We start from the raw sequence: 14,053 nt of genomic DNA on the forward strand, positions 1-14,053 counted from the left end.
CATTGTCGTGCCTGGCCAGCGGAGGTGAACCGATGACACAGCCAGCCCAGCCGGCGCGCGCGCGAATCCTCGACACCGCGTTCCGGCTGTTCTACGCCCACGGGCCCCGCGGCGTCGGCGTCGACACCGTCATCGCCGAGTCCGGCGTGGCCAAGGCGACCCTGTACAAGCACTTCCCCCGCAAGGACGACCTCGTCCTGGCGTACCTGGACAAGGTCGACCAGACCTGGTTCGGGCAGCTACGCGCCGCGGCCCGCGCAGCCGGTGACGACCCCCGCGACCAGATGGTCGGCATGTTCGACGCCCTCGCCTCGGCGTGCCGACGCGAGGGCTACCACGGCTGCGCGTTCATCAACACCGCCGCCGAGAGCGCGGCCGGCAGCGACGTGCACGCCCGTACCGTCGAGCACAAGCGGGTGGTGCTGGTCTGGGTGACCGACCTGGCCCGGCGCGCCGGCGCCGCCGACCCGGCGCGGCTGGCCCGCCAACTGACCCTGCTGCTCGACGGCGGCCTGTCCGCCGGTGTGCTCGACGCCGATCCGGCCACCCCGGACACCGCGAAGGAAGCCGCCCGCGTGCTGGTCGCGGCCGCCTGCCCGACCCGGTGACCCAGGAACCACCGCCGGCGCCCGCACCCCGTCACCTTGCTGATCCGGCGAGAGCCGGTCCGCCAGCTCCCGCTGGCCGGAAACGACTCAGGGCCGGCCCCCGAACCGGGCCGGCCCTGAACGATGACGGTGCGGCTCGCGCACTGTCATCCAATGGTGGGCGATACTGGGTTTGAACCAGTGACCTCTTCCGTGTCAAGGAAGCGCGCTCCCACTGCGCCAATCGCCCTCGCTTCTTGCCGAGGTGGGGACGGGATTTGAACCCGCGTACACGGCTTTGCAGGCCGTTGCCTCGCCTCTCGGCCACCCCACCGAGGTTGCCCCCGTCATGCGTGGCGGCATCTCCGAGCGGACGACGGGATTCGAACCCGCGACCCTCACCTTGGCAAGGTGATGCGCTACCAGCTGCGCTACGTCCGCGTGCCCCCGGCTTTCCCGGTGACGGATGAGAACTCTAGCCGAGCCGGCGAGCGGTTGCCAACTCGGGGTGCCCCCGGCGCGTCCTCCCAGCGAGTCGGGACCGGCCGGTGGGTCGATGCCCGTCGCCACGCCGGTTCCGATCCGGACAACACACCGGGCCCGTCCGCAAAACTGTCCGGTTTCCGACCCCTTGAGCTTCGTGTCCGGATCCTTCGGTAACGGCCCGTGTCGGTATGGATGGACTACCGTTACGGCTGTGACAAGACGTGCGGCCGAGATCCGCCTGGATGCCCTGCTGCGCACGGCCTGTGACGTGATCGTGGAGCGGGGCCTGGCCAACACCCGCACCTCCGACGTGGCTCAGGCCGCGGGGGTGAGCCAGGCGCTGGTCTTCTACCACTTCGCCACCAAGGACCGACTGCTCGCCGAGGCGTTCGCGTACGCCGTCGAGCAGGATCTCGCCCGGTTGGACGCGGTGATGCGCGCCACCGCCCCGCCGCTGACGAAGCTGCGGCGGATCGTCAAGCTCTACACCCCGGCCGGCCGGCCGATCTCCTGGTCCATGTGGATCGACGGGTGGGCCGAGTCGCTGCGCACGCCGGAGCTGGAGAAGGTGTCCCGCCGGCTGGACCTGCGCTGGCGGCAGGACCTGGCCGCGGTGATCGCGGCGGGGGTCCACGACGGCACGTTCCGGTGCGCCGACCCCGAAGGGGCCGCCTGGCGGATCAGCGCCGTGATGGACGGCCTCGCCGTGCAGCTCGCGGTGCACGACCGGGTGATCTCCCGCCGGCAGTTCACCGAGTGGGTCCGCCTGGTGACCGCCCGGGAGCTGGGGATCGACCCGGCCCAGCTGGACTGAGGGCGCGCGGAAAGCGGCCTTTGCCGGCGGCCCGGGGCGGGACAATCCGGGCATGGACCTGCTCGAGACGTACCGCCGCAGCCTCGCCGTGTTCACCGACCGGGTGGCCGAGGTCGGCCCGGGGCAGTGGACGGCGCCGACGCCCTGCCCGGAGTGGGACGTCCGGACGCTGGTCAACCACGTCGTCGGCGAGGACCGGTGGAGCGTGGCGCTGATGGCCGGACGCACGATCGCGGAGGTGGGCGACCGGTACGCCGGCGACCAGCTCGACGGCGACCCGGCGGCCGCGGCCCGGGACGCGGCGGCGCAGGCGGAACTGGCCTTCACCCGCCCCTCGGCGCTGGAGCGCACCGTCGACCTCTCCTCCGGTCCGACGCCGGCCGACGAGTACCTGCACCAGCTCATCGCGGAGCACCTCGTGCACGGGTGGGACCTGGCGGCGGCGATCGGCGCCGATCGGCGTCTGGACGCCGACGCGGTGGCCGGGTGCGCCCGCTGGTTCCGCGGACGGATCGACGACTACCGGCGGGGCCGGCTCGTCCGGTCGGGCGTCGACGTGGCAGCCGACGCCGACACCCAGGACCGGCTCATCGCCGCCTTCGGCCGCGACCCGGACTGGGCGCCGTAGGACTGCCGGGATGTTAAGAAGGGGCCCTTCTACTACCGCAGGAGTTAAGAAGGGGCCCTTCCTTGCGCCTGCCGGAGGCGGGGCCGGGCCGGCGGGTGGACGTTGGCGAGGTCCGGGTCACCACCGTAGTGGGCGAGCACCCGGTGGTCCATGACCCGTCGCCACAGCGGCGGGACCAGCGCGGCGACCACCATGGTCGCGTACCCGGCCGGCAGCTGCGGCGAAGCGTCGAAGCTGCGCAGCGTCTGGTAGCGCCGCAGCGGGTTGGCGTGGTGGTCGCTGTGTCGCTGGAGCTGGAAGAGGAAGACGTTGGTGACCGCACGGTCGCTGTTCCAGCTGTGCCGGGGGTCGACCTTCTCGTACCGGCCGGCGGCGGTGCGCTGCCGGGCGAGGCCGTAGTGCTCCAGGTAGTTCACGACCTCCAGCAGGCTGAATCCGACCACGGCCTGGAGGACCAGGAAGACCAGCACACCCGGGCCGAACGTGACCACCAGCAGCGCGTAGAGCGCCACGGTCATCGCCCAGGCGTTGAGGATGTCGTTGCGCCACGTCCACGGGCTGCGGCCGCGGATGCGGAACCGCCCCGTCTCCAGCCGCCAGGCCGACCGCAGGCTGCCCCAGACGGTACGCGGCCAGAAGGCCCAGAAGCTCTCGCCCAGCCGGGAGCTGGCCGGGTCCTCCGGGGTGGCGACCCGGGTGTGGTGGCCCCGGTTGTGCTCGACGTAGAAGTGGCCGTAACCGGTGGGGGCCAGCGCCACCTTGGAGAGCCAGCGTTCCGCCGTCTCCCGCTTGTGGCCCAGCTCGTGGGCGGTGTTGATGGCGATGCCGTTGACGATCCCGACGGTCGCCACGAGACCCGCCGCCGCCAGTGGGGAGAGGCCGCCGGCGGCCCAGACGGCGCAGCAGAGCACCAGGGCCGCGTACTGGGCGGGCAGGTAGAGGTAGGTGAGCCAGCGGTAGTAGCCGTCGGCCTGGAGCCGCGGCACCGCCTCCTCCGGTGGGTTGCGCCGGTCGTCGCCGATCAGCAGGTCGACGGCGGGGATCAGCCCGAACACCACGGCCGGGGTGAGCCACCAGGCCCAGGCGCCCCCGGCGCCCCGCCAGGACAGCCAGGCGAGGAAGGGCAGCGCGGGGACGAGCAGCGCCAGCGGCCAGAGCGGCTTGCGGGTGTCCCACCAGGCGCCGGGGGTGACGGTCGCGTCGACGGCCATGGCCGATCTCCGATCTCTCGCCGGTCTCCCTCCTGACTGTGGCAGCCGTCACGTCGTTTTACAAGACCCCATGTTTTGTAAAGTCGAGTACGTTCGATGCGAGGGGACGTCCGCCGGGGGCGGCACGGCAGGTCACCACCCCCGGCGGCCCCCGATCAGCGTCCCCCCGCCCAGCCCCGCGACCTACTACTCGACGCACGCCCCCAGTCCCGGGCCGACCCGCGATCGTCGCCCACCGTCCGGGTCAGGTGGCGCATGCGCAACAGCAGCCCGAGGCCGAGGGACACCAGCAGCCCACCCAGCAGGAAGGCGGCCTGCACCGCGCCGAAGCCACCGGACTGCGCGACCGGGCGGCCCGCCCCGGCCGCCGGTGGCACCTCTGCGACGCCGTCGTCGGCGGGCACCTCCTCGCCGGTCTCCTCCACCGCCGGCTCGGTGGGCTCGGCCGGCGCCTCGGACACCTCCGCGGACCGGCTCGGCGACGCCTCGGCGTCCGGCCCCACCACCGACCGGGTCGCGGTCTGCCGCGCCAGCAGGCGCAGGTTCGCGTCGTACGCCTCCGCCTCCAGCGTGACCCGCCCGCGGCTCACGTCCTCCGCGAACGCCACCTGGTACTTGGCCGTCACCGTCCGGTCCGGGCAGAGCGTCCCGGGATCGAGCTGACGGTCGGTCAGCCGGGCCACGTCACCGTCGGTGCGCACCTCCAGCGGGAACGACCCGGTCTCCTCGATCCGGTCCATCTTCACCTGGTCGAGCCGCATCCCCGACACCCGCAGCACCATCGACCAGCGGACCTTCACGCAGCCGCCCCGGTCACGCCGCACCACCGCGGAGACCGTCGCCACCGGCTCACCGGCCCGGAACTCGTCGGGCAGGCCGCTCAGCTCCGTGCTGTTGGCCGCCGACGCCGGTGTCGGCGCGGCCAGGCACACCCCGGTCACGCAGGCCAGCACCACCCCGGCCCGCAACGCGTACCGCCACAACGTCACCTTCTCCGCCCTCCCGTCGGTCGCCTCCACGACAGACGCTAGGAGCGGGTGGAGACAGTCGGTAGACGGGCGTGTTCGCACGGACCGCCAAGGACGGAGGGTGGTTTCACCGTGCGTAGTGAACCGGTCACGACCTCCCCGCGACACGCCGGTCGCTCGCCTGCGGGAGAATCTGCCGGTGTCCGAACTCGCCACCGCCTTCGTCCGGCTGCACGCGCGCCTCGCGCCGGTCGCCTTCGTACCCGAGGTGCGGCTGCACCAGGCCGACGACGCGGTCGGGCTGTGGGAGCTGACCGAGGGCGAGTTCCGCAGCGCCCAGCCGCCGCCCTTCTGGGCCTTCGCCTGGGCCGGCGGGCAGGCGCTCGCCCGCTACGCCACCGACCACCCGGACCTGGTCACCGGCCGGCGGGTGCTCGACCTCGCCTCCGGGTCGGGCCTGGTCGCCATCGCCGCGGCCCGCGCCGGCGCGGCGGCGGTCCGCGCCGTCGAGGTCGACCCGCTCGCCGTCGCGGCCGTCGCGCTCAACGCCGAGGCCAACGGGGTACGCCTCGACGCCGAACTGGGCGACATCCTCGACGGCGACGCGGGCGGCGCCGAGGTCGTGCTCGCCGGCGACGTCTTCTACAGCGAGGTGCTGGCGAGGCGGGTGCTCCGCTTCCTGTTGACGGCCGCCCGCGCCGGCGCGACGGTGCTGGTCGGCGACCCCGGCCGGGCGTTCCTGCCCCGCGACCGCTTCGACGAGGTCGCCACGTACGACGTGCCCGTCCCGGAGACGCTGGAGAGCGTACGGGTGAAGCGCACCACGGTGTGGCGGCTGCGGCCCGGACTGCCGGGGGCGGCCCGTTAGCGTGTCCGGCGTGCTGTTCCGGAGCTGGGCGGAACCGGCCGGCGCCGCCTGGCCGGACGTGGCCCGTGTCGCCGACCACGTGGGCGTCGAGCACCTGGTGGTGACCCGGCACGCGCTGGTCCGTCAGGTGCTGACCGACCCGCTCACGTACCGCCCGGACAACGCCCTCGACGCCGTCACCCCGGTCCCGGTGGCCGCCCTGCGGGTCCTCGCCGGGCACCGCTTCCGGCTGCCGCCGACGCTCGCCAACAACGGCGGCGCGAGCCATCCGGCGATCCGGGCGGTCGTCGCCGACGCCCTGCACCCGGCGAAGGTGGCCGGCCAGCGGCCCTGGCTCACCGATCTGGTGGGCCGGCGGGTGGCCGCCATCCGGGCCGCCCTCGACGCCGGCGTGACCGCCGACCTCTACGCCGACCTGGCCGCCGACCTGCCGCTGCTGGTGCTGGCCCGCCTGGTCGAGCTGCCGGACGCCCCGGTGGGCGCGGTGAAGGAGTTCGCGCGGGCCGCCCTCGAACTCTTCTGGGCCCCGCTGGACGCCGACCGCCAGCTCGCCCTGGCCGCGGAGGTCGGGCGGTTCCACCGGGTGCTGCGGGAGTTCGCCGCCACCGGCGGCGGGCTCGCCGGGGCCCTGCGCGCCGCCGGGCACCCGCCCGACGTGGTGGTCGGGGCGCTGTTCTTCCTGCTGGTCGCCGGCCAGGAGACCACCTCGCAGTTCCTCACGCTGCTGCTGCACCGGCTGGCCGGCGAGCCGGCCGTCCGGGCCGGCCTGCGCGCCGGCACGGTGTCGGTCGCCGACGTGGTCGAGGAGGGGCTGCGACTGGAGCCGCCGATCGTGACCTGGCGGCGGGTGGCCGCCGTGGACACCACGCTGGGCGGGACGGCGGTGCCGGCGGGCACCAGCGTCGTCCTGTGGCTGGCCCGCGCCGGCCGCGACCCGGCCACGGTGGACGCGCCCGACGAGTTCCGGCCCGGGCAGAAGGGCTCGCGCCGGCATCTCGCCTTCGGGGCCGGCGCCCACCGCTGCGTCGGCGACCAGTTGGCCCGGATGGAGGCGGCGGTCGTCGTCGACCAGGTGACGCCGCTGCTCGACGGGGTGACCGTGGTCCGCCCACCCTGGTGCCCGGACAACCTGACCTTCCGGATGCCCGACGCGTTCGTCGTCCGACGGAGCTGACCGCACCGCTTCCGGCCGAAGGCGCAGCTGACCAAAGTGAGGGTCGGTCGGTGCCGTTCGGGCACGGTGCCGGCACCCGCCGCGCGCCTACCGTCGCCGCATGATCACATTACGTGGGTTGACCAAGCGTTTCGGCGAGACGACCGCCGTCGACGACCTGACCGTCGACATCGCCCCCGGCCGGGTCACCGGCTTCCTCGGCCCGAACGGTGCCGGCAAGTCCACCACCTTGCGGATGGTGCTCGGCCTCGACCGGCCCACCGCCGGCCGGGCCCTGGTCGGCGGGCGGCCGTACCGGGAGCTGCGACACCCGCTGTACGAGGTCGGCGCGCTGCTCGACGCGCGGGCCGTCCACCCCGCCCGGTCCGGCCGGGCGCACCTGTTGGCGATGGCGCGCAGCAACGGCATCCCCGCCCGCCGGGTGGACGACGTGCTGGCCACCGTGGGGCTGGACGACCGCGCCGCCGCAAAACCGGGCCGCACCCTGTCGCTCGGGATGGGACAGCGGCTCGGCATCGCCGGTGCGCTGCTCGGTGACCCGCCGGTGCTGATGTTCGACGAGCCGGTGAACGGGCTCGACCCGGACGGCGTCCGCTGGATCCGGCAGCTCGTCCGGTCACTCGCCGCTGAGGGCCGCACCGTGCTGGTGTCCAGCCACCTGATGAGCGAGATGCAGCAGACCGCCGACCGGCTGGTGGTCATCGGGCGCGGGCGGCTGCTCGCCGACGCTCCCATCGACGAGGTGATCGCCGGCGCCGGTGGCGCCGTCCGGGTCCGGGTGCCGCGCGAGCCGGACCGGCGGGCGCTGGCCGAACGACTCGTCGTGGCCGGGTACGGCGTCGATCCGGCCGGACCGGACGCGCTGAGCGTCACCGGCGCCGACGCCGGACGCATCGGCGACCTCGCGTACGAGCTGCGGATCCGGCTGCACGAGCTCAGCCCGCAGACGGCGTCGCTGGAGCGGGCGTTCATGGCGCTCACCGCGGACAGCGTCGAGTACGCCGGTGGTGGTGTGCGATGACCACGACCTCCGCGCCCACCCGCCGTCCCGGACAACCCGCCTCAGGCCGCCGGACGGGCACCCTCGCCGGCGCGGTCGCCGCTGAGTGGACCAAGCTGTGGTCGATCCGTTCCACCTGGTGGACGATGCTGGCCGGCGTGCTGCTGATGGCCGCCACCGCCGGCCAGCTCGCCATCTACGTGAGCAACGCCAACACCGACGACGACCCGGCCGACGACCCGGGGATCGTCACGGTCGGCAGCGTCCTGATCGACTCCGTCGAACTCACCCAGTACGCCGTGCTGGCGCTCGGCCTGCTCCTGGTCACCAGCGAGTTCACCAGCGGCACCATCCGGACCACGTTGCAGTGCACACCGTCGCGAGGCCGGGTGCTGCTGGCGAAGGCCGTGGTGACCGGGACGGCGACCTTCGCGCTCGGGCTGCTGCTCGGCGCGGTCGGCGCTCTGGTGGCCCGGCCGGTGCTCGGCCGCTGGGGCACCGCACCGGCCGGTGGCACGGCCGGCGACATCCTGGCGGTCGCGACCTACCTGGCGCTGATCGGCGTGCTGGCCCTCGGGCTCGGCGCGGCGCTGCGCAGCGCGGTACTCACCCTGATCGTGCTGCTCGCCACGCTGATGATCGTCCCGCTGTCACTGCAGGAGCCGGACATCGCCGTGCTCAACCGGATCGCCGACGCCTTTCCCGGCGTGGCCGGCGGGCATTTCATGGCCGGGGACGGCGACCCGTACCCGGCCTTCGTCGGGTTGCTGCTGCTCGCCGGCTGGGCCGCAGCCGCGCTCGCCCTGGGCCGGGCCGCGCTACGCCGCCGGGACGCGTGAGCCGGGGCGGGGCCCGTCTAGCCGGGTGGCTCGACGAGCCCCGCCTCGTACGCGAGGATCGCCGCCTGCACCCGGTTGCGCACGTCGAGCCGGGTGAAGATGCTGGTCAGGTAGCTCTTCACGGTGCCCTCGACGAGGTGCAGCCGGCGGCCGATCTCGGCGTTCGACAGACCGGCCCCCACCAGGCCGAGCACCTCCCGTTCCCGTTCGGTCAGCCCGGCCAGCCGGTCCCGGGCCGCCGGGCGGCGCGCCATCCGCCCGCCGCCCAGCTCGATCACCCGGCGGGCCACCCGCGGCGACAGGTACGCGCCGCCGTCCGCGACGGCGTGCACCCCGGCGACCAGCTCCCGAGGGTCCCCGGCCTTCAGCAGGAACCCGCTGGCGCGGTGCCCGAGCGCCCGGGCGACGTGGTCGTCCTCGCCGAAGGTGGTCAGCATGACCGTGGCGGTCTCCGGCACCAGCCGGCGGATCTCGGCGGCGGCGGAGAGCCCGTCCAGCTTCGGCATGCGGATGTCCAGCAGGGCCACCCGGGGACGGTGCGCCCGCACCAGCTCCACCGCCGCCCGGCCGTCACCGGCCTCGCCCACCACCTCGATGCCCGGGTCGGTGGCCAGGATCGCCCGTACCCCGGCGCGGATCATGGCCTCGTCGTCGGCGAGGACGACCCGCACCGGGGTGGCCTGCTCGGTGTTCATCCGTCGATCCGCTCCTTGCTGACCAGCCGGCCGTCGGTGAAGCACAGCCGCCAGGTCGGCTGGGCCAGGGGGAAGTTTCCGTCGGTGTAGTGCTCGCACCCGACCCGGCCGGTCCCGGCGGGCGGGTCCACCGGGCGGCGGGGTAGGCCGTCCAGGTCGGCCCGCGCGGCGCCGACCGGCAGCCGGGCAAAGGTCGCCTCGTCCAGCACGGTGCCGGCCGTGGCGACCGGGTAGTAGACCAGCGTCAGCACCGCGGCGATCGCCGCCGGAGCGCCGACGGCGGTCATCAGGCTGCGCCGCACCCGGCGGCGCGCGTCCCGTAGCCGCCGCTCGGCCTCGCCGAGGGCCGGTGTCGACGTCCCCGCGCGGCCGGGCGGCGACGCCGACACCGGCCTGCGGCCGGCGAGTGCCGGCCAGGCGGGCTCGACGTCCCCGCCGGACTCCTCGCGGTACGGTCCGTCGTGCCGGGGCAGGCGGGCCTCCACCGCGAACCCGCCGTCGCGCGGTCCGGCGGTGAGGACACCGCCGGTGAGGCGTACCCGCTCGGTGAGGGCGAGCAGGCCGGAGCCGGTCGACGGCGGGCCGGGCAGCGGGCCGGCCGGGGGCCGGGCGTTGACCACGCTCAGCCCGACCCACTCCCCCTCGGCGCGCAGGGAGACGGTCACCGGCGCGCCGGGCGCGTACCGGGCCGCGTTGGTCAGCGCCTCGCGCACCACCCGGTGCACCGCGTACGCGGTCCCCGGGGGCAGGTCCGACCCGCCGTCGGGCAGGTCCAGCCGGACCGCCATGCCCGCCTCCCGCGCACCGTCCACCAGGTCGGCCACGGTCCCCGGACCGGCGGTGTCCGGATCGCCCTTCTCGCGGAGCAGGCCGATGACGCCGTGCAGGCGTTCGGTGGCGTCCGCGACGCTGGCCCGCAGCTCACCGGCGGCGGCCCGGTGCCGGGCCGGCAGGTCGTCGGCGAGTTCCAGGGCGGCGGCGCGCACCGCGATCAGGCTGAGGTCGTGCCCGAGGGAGTCGTGCATCTCCCCGGCGATCCGGGCCCGTTCCCGCAACCGGACGCGCTCGGCCAGGCCACGCCGCTCCCGTTCCCGGGCCTCCTCGTGCCGGCGTTCCGCCTCCGCCAGGGCCTCCTGCTGACGCCGGTGCCGGCCCACCAGCCAGGGCAGGACCCCGGCGAAGAGCAGCACCGAGGCGAGCAGGAACCAGGTGGCGGCGCCGGTGCCGAGCAGCCCCAGGTTGAGCACGGTGCCCCCGGCGGCGATCACCGCGAAGGCGACGCCGGCCGGGACGGCCGTGGCCGCCCGCCGCCCCGCCAGGTAGCTGAAGACCGGGATGATGAAGGAGAAGTTGCCGTCGAGCAGCGAGCCGAGCACGGCCAGGAACAGCGCCACCACCGGGAACCGTCGGGCCACCGCGACCGCGCCGGTGAGGATCGCGAGTCCGCCGGCGAGCGACCGCAGGGACGGCGCGTCGTACGGTGGCGAGAGCCCGGCGGCGAGCAGCGGCCCCGCCGCCACGAGCCAGAGCAGCCCGTCGGCCGACCGCCGCCGCCACTGAGGGCCCGCCGGTCGGCCCCACACCCGCCGACAGCTCATCACGGCGGCCAGGCTACCCACGCTCGACCTGCCGGGTTACTGACGATGGTCAGGTGTTCAGCTGATCTCCTCAGCCCAGGCACGCCAGTCGTCCAGCACCCCGTAGAGCGCCGGGGTGAGCCAGCCGGGAGCCGAGCGGCGGAACACACCGGGATCCATCGCGCCGGCACCGGCCGGCAACGCGCCGAGCAGGTGCGGCACCAGGTCGGTGAGGTTGGCCCAGTGCACCAGCTCCGGATCGGCCGGCCAGGCGCCGATCACCACACCCGCCGGCACGGCCCGGCGCTCCAGCGCCTCCAGGGTGAGCGCGGTGTGGTTCAGCGTGCCGAGGCCGGCGCGCGCCACCACCACCGCCGGGCAGCCGAGGGAGACCGCCAGGTCGGCCACCGTCCACGGCTCACCCGACGGTCGCAGACCCATCGGTACGAGCAGCCCGCCGGCCCCCTCGACCAGGACCAGGTCGTGCTTGTCGGTCTCCTCGCGGACGGCGTCGACCGCGGTGTACAGCTCCAGGGGCGGCAGCTCGGCTATCCGGGCCGCCGCCAGCGGGGCGAGGGGCTCCGGGAAGCTCGCCAGCGTACGGCCGGTGAGTGGCGCGGCGAGGCGGGTGACCGTGTCGACGTCACCGGGGTCGCCGGTGACCGTACCCGTCTGGCCCGGCTTGACCACCGCGACGCGCAACCCGGCGGCCTGCGCCGCGGCGGTGATCGCCGCGGTGACGATCGTCTTGCCGACCTCGGTGTCGGTGCCGGTCACCAGCACGACACCGCGCCACGGCGCTCCCGTCCCGGCCGCACCGCTCACCGTGCCACCTCTGCTCGCGACTGCGGGGCTCGCAACCCCGGCTCACTCCTCGCGCTCACGGGGCACACTCCACGATGACCTCCAGGGCCCGCTCGAAGTCCGCCCGGGGCACGCCGGCGCTGAGGGTGAGGCGGAGCCGGGACCGGCTGTCCGGGGTGGAGGGGGGCCGGAAGCAGCCGACCGCCACGCCCCGGTCCCGGCAGTCGGCCGCCCACGCGGTGGCCGTTTCGGGACCGGGCGCGGTGACCGACACGACCGCGGCGTCGGGGGCCGACACGGTCAGCCCGGCGGCGCGCAGCCGGCGGACCGCGAGACCGGCCCGTTCGGCCAGCTCCGCCCGAAGGTCGTCACCGGCGCGGGCCAGCCCGACGGCCGCCCGCACGCCGGCCGCCACCGCCGGCGGCGGCGCCGTGTCGAAGATGAACGTCCGGCCCGTCTCCACCAGGTGGCGGACGAACTCCGCGGGGCCGGCGACCACCCCGCCGGCGCCGCCGAGGGCCTTGGACAGGGTGGCCGTGACGATCACGTCCGGCTCACCGGCCAGCCCGGCGGCGGCCACTCCCCCGGCGCCCTGCGGGCCGGTCACGCCGAGCGCGTGGGCGTCGTCGACGAGCAGCAGCGCGCCGTGGTCCCGGGCGACCGCGTGCAGCTCGGCGAGGGGGGCGAGGTCGCCGTCGACGGAGAACACCGACTCGGTGACCACCACCGCCGGCCGGCCGGGCGTGGCGGCGAGCGCGGCGTGTACGGCGGCGACGTCGGCGTGCGGCGTCACCACCGTCTCCGCGCCGGAGATCCGGCAGCCGTCGATCAGCGAGGCGTGGTTGTGCGCGTCGGAGACGAGCAGCGTGCGGGGCTGCACGAGCGCCCGGACCGCGCCGAGGTTGGCCAGGTAGCCGGAGGAGAAGACCAGCGCCCGGTCGGTGCCGAGCCAGTCGGCCAGGTCGTCCTCGAGGGCGTGGTGGGCGTCGGTGGAGCCGCGCACCAGCCGCGACCCGGTGGCCCCCAGCCCGTACGCCCGCACCGCCGCGACCGCCGCGGCCGTGACCTCGGGGTGCGTCGACAGGCCGAGGTAGTCGTTGCCGGCGAGATCGACCACGGCGTCGCCGGCGGAGCGCGGGCGGAGCGTGCGCGTGAGCCCCGCCTTGGCCCGCAGCTCGGCGCGGCGGTCCAGCGCCGCCAGCCAGTCCGCCACCGCCACTCCCATCCCGCGGCACCCGCCCGTCGGGCGCCTCGCGCCGGGGCGAAGGTACCACCTGGCCACGGCGGCCCCGGCGTGGCGCGGGCCCGACGCGGCGTGGCTCTCAACGGTCGCTCGTGCGGCACTCGGGGCCACCACGCGGCCGTTTCCCGCCGCCGGAGCGGCCTTGTAGGGTACGGGCCATGCCAGAGATCCTCGACCAGGCCCGTTCCCAGGTGCTGGAGAACGGCGTCGGCCTCGACGAGGCCGGTGTCCTCGCCGTGCTGAACCTGCCCGACGAGCACCTGCCCGCCGCCCTCCAGCTCGCGCACGACGTGCGGATGCGCTGGTGCGGCCCGGAGGTCGAGGTCGAGGGCATCGTCTCGCTCAAGACCGGCGGCTGCCCGGAGGACTGCCACTTCTGCTCGCAGTCGGGCCTGTTCACCTCGCCGGTGCGCTCCGTGTGGCTGGACATCCCCTCGCTGGTGGAGGCGGCGAAGCAGACCGCGAAGACCGGCGCGACGGAGTTCTGCATCGTCGCCGCCGTCCGCGGCCCGGACGCCCGGCTGATGAAGCAGATGCGCGAGGGTGTCGCCGCGATCAAGGCGGAGGTCGACATCCAGGTGGCGGCCTCGCTCGGCATGCTCACCCAGGAGCAGGTCGACGAGCTGGTCGACATGGGCGTGCACCGCTACAACCACAATCTGGAGACCTGCCGGTCCTACTTCCCGAACGTGGTCACCACCCACTCCTGGGAGGAGCGCTGGGAGACGCTGCGGATGGTCCGCGAATCCGGCATGGAGGTCTGCTGCGGCGGCATCCTGGGCCTGGGCGAGACCGTCGAGCAGCGGGCCGAGTTCGCCGCCCAGCTCGCCGAGCTGGACCCGCACGAGGTCCCGCTGAACTTCCTCAACCCCCGCCCCGGCACCCCGCTCGGCGACCGACCGGTGGTCGAGGGCAAGGACGCGCTGCGCGCCATCGCCGCCTTCCGGCTCGCCATGCCGCGCACGATCCTCCGGTACGCGGGCGGCCGCGAGATCACCCTGGGCGACCTGGGCACCCGCGACGGCCTGCTCGGCGGCATCAACGCGGTGATCGTCGGCAACTACCTGACCACGCTGGGTCGCCCGGCCACCGACGACCTGAAGCTCCTCGACGACCTGAAGATGCCGGTCAAGGCCCTCTCCGCGACCCTGTGAGCACC

General features: G+C 74.9%; 14 protein-coding genes and 3 tRNA genes. 8 read left to right on the forward strand and 9 right to left on the reverse strand.

Going from position 1 to position 14,053, the window contains the following annotated elements:
- Window positions 1-32 precede the first annotated feature (32 nt).
- A complete protein-coding gene (locus AB0873_RS00470) occupies window positions 33-608 on the forward strand; it encodes a TetR/AcrR family transcriptional regulator (RefSeq protein WP_366597799.1) in 576 nt (191 codons plus the stop codon).
- 154 nt (window positions 609-762) lie between these two features.
- Here the strand turns inward: AB0873_RS00470 and AB0873_RS00475 are convergent.
- The 3 genes from AB0873_RS00475 to AB0873_RS00485 all read right to left on the reverse strand — a co-directional run bounded on the left by AB0873_RS00475 (window position 763) and on the right by AB0873_RS00485 (window position 1,028).
- Window positions 763-837, reverse strand: a tRNA-Val gene (locus AB0873_RS00475).
- Window positions 838-850: 13 nt separating this feature from the next.
- A tRNA-Cys gene (locus AB0873_RS00480) sits at window positions 851-921 on the reverse strand.
- Between the two features lie 34 nt (window positions 922-955).
- Window positions 956-1,028: transfer RNA gene (locus AB0873_RS00485), tRNA-Gly, on the reverse strand.
- Between the two features lie 256 nt (window positions 1,029-1,284).
- Between AB0873_RS00485 and AB0873_RS00490 the strand changes: the two genes are divergently transcribed.
- Together AB0873_RS00490 and AB0873_RS00495 are read left to right on the forward strand one after the other, a co-directional pair.
- Complete coding sequence (locus AB0873_RS00490) at window positions 1,285-1,887, forward strand: TetR/AcrR family transcriptional regulator (protein ID WP_366597801.1); 603 nt, start codon at window positions 1,285-1,287, stop codon at window positions 1,885-1,887.
- Window positions 1,888-1,939: 52 nt separating this feature from the next.
- Window positions 1,940-2,515, forward strand: coding sequence for a TIGR03086 family metal-binding protein (locus AB0873_RS00495; protein WP_366597803.1), 576 nt, complete (start codon window positions 1,940-1,942; stop codon window positions 2,513-2,515).
- Between the two features lie 44 nt (window positions 2,516-2,559).
- Here AB0873_RS00495 and AB0873_RS00500 read toward each other — a convergent pair whose 3' ends face one another.
- The gene (locus AB0873_RS00500; RefSeq protein WP_366597804.1) at window positions 2,560-3,726 is read right to left on the reverse strand and encodes an alkane 1-monooxygenase; all 1,167 of its coding nucleotides are present in this window, start codon (window positions 3,724-3,726) and stop codon (window positions 2,560-2,562) included.
- Window positions 3,727-3,881: 155 nt separating this feature from the next.
- Window positions 3,882-4,745 (reverse strand): hypothetical protein, encoded by an 864-nt coding sequence (locus AB0873_RS00505; RefSeq protein ID WP_366597806.1) that lies wholly within the window; start codon window positions 4,743-4,745, stop codon window positions 3,882-3,884.
- A 148-nt stretch (window positions 4,746-4,893) separates the two neighbouring features.
- On the opposite strand from AB0873_RS00505, the gene AB0873_RS00510 reads away from it, so the two are divergent.
- The 4 genes from AB0873_RS00510 (at window position 4,894) to AB0873_RS00525 (ending at window position 8,575) form a co-directional block, all read left to right on the forward strand.
- Complete coding sequence (locus AB0873_RS00510; RefSeq protein ID WP_366597808.1) at window positions 4,894-5,562, forward strand: 50S ribosomal protein L11 methyltransferase; 669 nt, start codon at window positions 4,894-4,896, stop codon at window positions 5,560-5,562.
- A 1-nt stretch (window position 5,563) separates the two neighbouring features.
- On the forward strand, window positions 5,564-6,736 hold the full coding sequence (locus tag AB0873_RS00515) for a cytochrome P450 (protein WP_366597810.1): 1,173 nt from the start codon (window positions 5,564-5,566) through the stop codon (window positions 6,734-6,736).
- A gap of 100 nt (window positions 6,737-6,836) precedes the next feature.
- A complete protein-coding gene (locus tag AB0873_RS00520) occupies window positions 6,837-7,757 on the forward strand; it encodes an ATP-binding cassette domain-containing protein (RefSeq protein ID WP_366597812.1) in 921 nt (306 codons plus the stop codon).
- A complete protein-coding gene (locus tag AB0873_RS00525; protein WP_366597813.1) occupies window positions 7,754-8,575 on the forward strand; it encodes an ABC transporter permease in 822 nt (273 codons plus the stop codon). Before AB0873_RS00520 ends, AB0873_RS00525 begins: the two co-directional genes overlap by 4 nt.
- Before the next feature lie 17 nt (window positions 8,576-8,592).
- Here AB0873_RS00525 and AB0873_RS00530 read toward each other — a convergent pair whose 3' ends face one another.
- From AB0873_RS00530 to AB0873_RS00545, 4 genes are all read right to left on the reverse strand, one after another.
- Entirely contained in the window at window positions 8,593-9,270 is a 678-nt protein-coding gene (locus tag AB0873_RS00530; protein ID WP_366597814.1) for a response regulator transcription factor, read from the reverse strand.
- A complete protein-coding gene (locus AB0873_RS00535; protein ID WP_366597816.1) occupies window positions 9,267-10,868 on the reverse strand; it encodes a histidine kinase in 1,602 nt (533 codons plus the stop codon). The genes AB0873_RS00530 and AB0873_RS00535 overlap by 4 nt, the downstream gene beginning before the upstream one ends.
- Before the next feature lie 57 nt (window positions 10,869-10,925).
- Window positions 10,926-11,630, reverse strand: coding sequence for a dethiobiotin synthase (gene bioD, locus AB0873_RS00540; RefSeq protein WP_366598041.1), 705 nt, complete (start codon window positions 11,628-11,630; stop codon window positions 10,926-10,928).
- A 97-nt stretch (window positions 11,631-11,727) separates the two neighbouring features.
- Entirely contained in the window at window positions 11,728-12,864 is a 1,137-nt protein-coding gene (locus AB0873_RS00545; protein WP_366597818.1) for an 8-amino-7-oxononanoate synthase, read from the reverse strand.
- Window positions 12,865-13,052: 188 nt separating this feature from the next.
- On the opposite strand from AB0873_RS00545, the gene bioB reads away from it, so the two are divergent.
- The gene (gene bioB / locus AB0873_RS00550; RefSeq protein ID WP_155333357.1) at window positions 13,053-14,048 is read left to right on the forward strand and encodes a biotin synthase BioB; all 996 of its coding nucleotides are present in this window, start codon (window positions 13,053-13,055) and stop codon (window positions 14,046-14,048) included.
- Window positions 14,049-14,053: the final 5 nt, after the last annotated feature.

It is taken from the genome of Micromonospora sp. NPDC047707 (assembly GCF_040704235.1).
Lineage (GTDB): Bacteria > Actinomycetota > Actinomycetes > Mycobacteriales > Micromonosporaceae > Micromonospora.